We start from the raw sequence: 537 nt of genomic DNA, 5'->3' as shown, positions 1-537 counted from the left end.
CACCAAAACCGCGCCACGATCGGGCTCGGCCGCGCCCGCGACCTCCGCCGTGTCCAGCCCATGACGCAGCTCGGCAAGGCCCGCGCCCACGACGACGGTGCGATACGGCAGAAGCGCACGTGTGGACACCAACGACCAGCCCACATCGGCCGGATCGAGCGTGGGGTTGTCGTCAGCGAAGGCCCGCAAGCCTTCGATCTGCGCCCGCAGACCCGCCTCGCTCGCGCCCGACAGCACCCAGGGCACCGTCGGCGGCTCGCCGTGCACCTTCCTGCCCTCAGCCGCCACCCCTGGTGCCACCCCCGGTGCCTGCTCCGGGGCCTGCTCAAGGATCACATGGGCGTTGGTGCCGCTCACCCCGAAAGCCGACACCCCGGCTCGGCGCGGTCGCCCTTCCCGCGGCCACTCGGCCGACTCGGTGAGCAGTTCCACCGCGCCGGCGGACCAATCCACCTTCGGCGTCGGCTCATCGACGTGCAACGTCCGCGGCAACACCCCGTGCCGCATCGCCATCACCATCTTGATCACACCAGCCAT

At 71.1% G+C, this 537-nt stretch carries 1 protein-coding gene; it reads right to left on the bottom strand.

Annotated features, from left to right (window positions below; translation table 11 throughout):
* The coding region (locus NP777_RS47175; RefSeq protein ID WP_305890878.1) for a ketoacyl-synthetase C-terminal extension domain-containing protein at positions 1-537 on the bottom strand (537 nt) is incomplete at both ends.

It is taken from the genome of Streptomyces rugosispiralis (assembly GCF_024505145.1).
In the GTDB taxonomy this organism is placed as follows: domain Bacteria; phylum Actinomycetota; class Actinomycetes; order Streptomycetales; family Streptomycetaceae; genus Streptomyces; species Streptomyces rugosispiralis.
Note: the sequence above shows the minus strand (reverse complement) of the source record. Positions and strands in the feature narration are given on the sequence as shown.